The sequence below is a fragment of the Pseudomonas sp. NPDC085632 genome (assembly GCF_044541255.1).
GTDB lineage: Bacteria > Pseudomonadota > Gammaproteobacteria > Pseudomonadales > Pseudomonadaceae > Aquipseudomonas.
Genome location: NZ_JBITSX010000052.1, coordinates 43,673 through 47,273 on the forward strand (window position 1 = coordinate 43,673; position 3,601 = coordinate 47,273).

The window sequence follows — 3,601 nt, forward strand, 5'->3', positions numbered from 1 at the left end:
TGTTCCTCAGCGCATCGATATCTACATCAATCGCTGCCTGTCTTGCTATCCAAAGCGAAGTGAAGAAAGCCGCGCATTCTATCAGAACTTTTCTTCAGGTGAAGGACGCTGTTCGCTTTCATAGCTTAACGGTAGGCTGTTCTGTAAGATTTGCACCCCTTTCCTGTGTCCGAGAGCGCCTCCCTTGCTGCAGAACATTCGTGTCGTCTTGGTCAATACCAGCCACCCCGGCAACATCGGCGGGGCCGCGCGCGCCATGAAAAACATGGGTCTGTCGCGATTGGTGCTGGTCGAACCGCGCCTGTTTCCGCATCACGAGGCCGATGCTCGCGCCTCCGGTGCCGGTGACATCCTCGAAAATGCACAAGTCGTCGCCACCCTGGAAGATGCCTTGGTCGGCTGCAATCTGGTGCTCGGCACCAGCGCTCGTGATCGCCGCATTCCCTGGCCACTGCTGGATCCGCGCGAATGCGGCACCAAAGTGGTCGAGGAAGCCGGGCAGGGCGCCGAAATTGCGCTGGTGTTCGGTCGTGAAGATTCCGGCCTGACCAATGAAGAGCTGCAGCGATGTCACTTTCACGTGCACATCCCCTCCGACCCTGAGTTCAGTTCGCTGAACCTTGGCGCGGCGGTGCAGGTGTTGAGCTACGAAGTGCGCATGGCCTGGCTGGCCGCCCAAGGTCAGCCGAGCAAGATCGAGAAGGAAGAAGTGGCCTCGGTGAAAAGTGCCGAGCTGGCGACCATGGATGAGCTGGAGCGATTCTATGAGCATCTGGAGCAGACGCTGGTCGCCATCGAATTCCTCGATCCGGAAAAACCGCGGCATTTGATGGCGCGCCTGCGCCGGTTGTACGGACGCAGCTCGGTCAGCCGGGCGGAAATGAATATTTTGCGTGGCATCCTCACGGAAACCCAGAAAGCGGCCCGTGGTGAGCTTCTTAAGCGGAAGGACTAAATGATGTTTGAGCGTTTGCGTGAAGATATCCAGAGCGTATTCCATCGAGACCCGGCGGCGCGTAACGCTTTTGAAGTCCTGACCTGCTACCCCGGCATGCATGCGATCTGGATTCATCGATTGGCCGGCATGCTGTGGCGCAACGAGCTGAAATGGCTGGCGCGGCTGGTGTCGAACTTCGGTCGCTGGTTGACCGGGATCGAGATTCATCCGGGTGCCAAAGTCGGTCGACGCTTTTTTATCGATCACGGCATGGGCATCGTTATTGGTGAAACCGCTGAGATTGGCGATGACGTGACCATTTATCAGGGCGTTACCCTGGGTGGCACCAGTTGGAACAAAGGTAAGCGCCACCCGACGTTGGGTGATGGCGTGGTGGTCGGTGCGGGCGCCAAGGTGCTGGGTCCCTTCACCGTCGGCGCCGGTGCCAAGGTCGGTTCCAACGCCGTGGTGACTAAAGAAGTGCCGCCGGGTGCCACTGTTGTTGGTATTCCTGGGCGCATCATCGTCAAATCCGACGAAGAGCAGGACGCCAAGCGCAAGGCTATGGCCGAGAAGATCGGTTTTGATGCTTATGGCGTTAGCGAAGACATGCCCGACCCGGTGGCGCGCGCCATCGGTCAGTTGCTCGATCACTTGCAAGCGGTGGACGGTCGTCTGGAAGGTATGTGCGGTGCGCTGAAGGATCTGGGCAGTAATTATTGTGCGAAAGATCTGCCTGAGCTGCGTGAAGAAGACTTCGCCTGCGTCAAAGGCAAAGACGAATCCAAAGCCAGCTAAGCCCTGTGTAGGAGCTGCCGCAGGCTGCGATCTTTTGATCTTGTGGAAGGCAAAGTCAAAAGATCGCAGCCTGCGGCAGCTCCTGCACAGGCTTGCGCCGGCCGGTGTGCCATTAGGCCGCAGACCCTGCTATCATTCGCGCGCTCTTTTGCGGGTAATCCTGACTAAAGTACTAGGTCTTAAAGTTGACTTAAATACTCGGGAATTGCATACTCGCCCCATTCTGAACTCCGTGGTAACTGTCCATGCGACTGACTACAAAAGGCCGATACGCCGTGACCGCCATGCTTGACCTGGCGTTGCACGCGCAGCACGGGCCCGTGTCCCTGGCCGATATCTCCGAGCGCCAAGGCATCTCCCTGTCCTACCTCGAACAGCTTTTTGCCAAGCTGCGCCGCAGCAATCTGGTTTCCAGCGTTCGCGGTCCGGGTGGCGGCTACCAATTGTCCCGCGACATGCAGGGCATCCAGGTCGCCCAGGTGATCGATGCGGTAAACGAATCGGTTGATGCCACCAAATGCCAGGGCCAGGGCGATTGCCATTCCGGCGACACCTGTCTGACTCACCATCTGTGGTGCGACTTGAGCCTGCAGATTCACGAATTTCTAAGTGGTATCAGCTTGGCTGATCTTGTGACTCGCCGTGAGGTGCAAGAAGTAGCCCAGCGTCAGGACCAGCGCCGTTGCAACAGCAAGGCGCCACGCCTGGACAAGATTGAAGCGTCCGCCGTCGAATGACAGCCAAAGAGCTAGCGGCACGCCAGCCCTGATTTAGGAGATAGTCCATGAAATTGCCGATTTACCTTGATTACTCTGCGACCACCCCGGTTGATCCGCGTGTTGCGCAAAAAATGAGTGAATGCCTGCTGGTCGACGGAAACTTCGGTAACCCGGCGTCCCGTTCCCACGTGTTCGGCTGGAAAGCTGAAGAGTCCGTCGAAAACGCCCGTCGTCAGGTGGCCGATCTGGTCAACGCCGATCCGCGCGAAATCGTCTGGACCTCCGGTGCCACCGAATCCGACAACCTGGCAATCAAGGGTGCGGCGCATTTTTACGGCTCCAAGGGCAAGCACCTGATCACCAGCAAGATCGAGCACAAGGCTGTCCTCGACACCATGCGCCAACTGGAGCGTGAAGGTTTCGAGGTCACCTACCTCGAGCCGACCGAAGACGGTCTGATCACTCCGGCGATGATTGAAGCGGCACTGCGCGAAGACACCATCCTGGTCTCCGTGATGCACGTGAACAACGAAATCGGCACCGTCAACGACATCGCCGCGATCGGCGAAATGCTCCGCGCCAAGGGCGTTCTGTTCCACGTCGACGCCGCTCAGTCCACTGGCAAGGTCGAGATCGACCTGCAGAAGCTGAAAGTCGACATGATGTCGTTCTCCGCCCACAAGACCTACGGTCCTAAAGGTATCGGTGCGCTGTACGTCAGCCGCAAGCCGCGTGTGCGCATCGAAGCGACCATGCACGGCGGCGGTCACGAGCGTGGCATGCGTTCCGGCACCCTGGCGACTCACCAGATCGTTGGCATGGGCGAAGCGTTCCGCGTGGCCAAAGAAGACATGGCTGCCGAAAACGTCCGGATCAAAGCGTTGAGCGACCGTTTCTACAAGCAGGTCGAGCATCTGGAAGAGCTGTACGTCAATGGCAGCCTGACCGCCCGCGTTCCGCACAACCTGAACCTGAGCTTCAACTACGTTGAAGGCGAGTCGCTGATCATGGCACTCAAGGATCTGGCGGTATCGTCCGGTTCGGCGTGCACCTCGGCGTCGCTGGAGCCTTCGTACGTACTGCGCGCCCTGGGTCGCAACGACGAACTGGCACACAGCTCGATCCGCTTCACCTTCGGCCGCATCAC

4 protein-coding genes are annotated in these 3,601 nt (G+C 58.6%); all 4 read left to right on the forward strand.

Going from position 1 to position 3,601, the window contains the following annotated elements:
• The first annotated feature begins 184 nt into the window (after positions 1 to 184).
• Positions 185 to 955: a tRNA (cytosine(32)/uridine(32)-2'-O)-methyltransferase TrmJ gene (trmJ, locus tag ACIF4X_RS24735; protein ID WP_108226533.1), complete on the forward strand. Its 771-nt coding sequence runs from the start codon at positions 185 to 187 to the stop codon at positions 953 to 955.
• Between the two features lie 3 nt (positions 956 to 958).
• Positions 959 to 1,735 (forward strand): serine O-acetyltransferase, encoded by a 777-nt coding sequence (gene cysE, locus ACIF4X_RS24740; protein ID WP_007916901.1) that lies wholly within the window; start codon positions 959 to 961, stop codon positions 1,733 to 1,735.
• 245 nt (positions 1,736 to 1,980) lie between these two features.
• Positions 1,981 to 2,472, forward strand: coding sequence for a Fe-S cluster assembly transcriptional regulator IscR (iscR, locus tag ACIF4X_RS24745; RefSeq protein ID WP_003227911.1), 492 nt, complete (start codon positions 1,981 to 1,983; stop codon positions 2,470 to 2,472).
• 47 nt (positions 2,473 to 2,519) lie between these two features.
• Positions 2,520 to 3,601: IscS subfamily cysteine desulfurase (locus ACIF4X_RS24750; RefSeq protein ID WP_397484104.1), on the forward strand; the 1,082-nt coding region annotated here is incomplete at its 3' end.